Here is a 201-nt window from a genome sequence, read left to right as displayed (position 1 = left end):
AGGCTAAATACTCCTGACTGACCGATAGTGAACCAGTACCGTGAGGGAAAGGCGAAAAGAACCCCGGCGAGGGGAGTGAAATAGAACCTGAAACCGTGTACGTACAAGCAGTGGGAGCACCTTCGTGGTGTGACTGCGTACCTTTTGTATAATGGGTCAGCGACTTATATTTTGTAGCAAGGTTAACCGTATAGGGGAGCC

At 49.8% G+C, this 201-nt stretch carries 1 rRNA gene; it reads left to right on the top strand.

Annotated features, from left to right (window positions below):
• Positions 1 to 201 (top strand): 23S ribosomal RNA (locus N865_RS21415); the annotation flags it as partial.

The organism is Intrasporangium oryzae NRRL B-24470 (assembly GCF_000576595.1).
Lineage (GTDB): Bacteria > Actinomycetota > Actinomycetes > Actinomycetales > Dermatophilaceae > Intrasporangium_C > Intrasporangium_C oryzae.
Note: the sequence above shows the minus strand (reverse complement) of the source record. Positions and strands in the feature narration are given on the sequence as shown.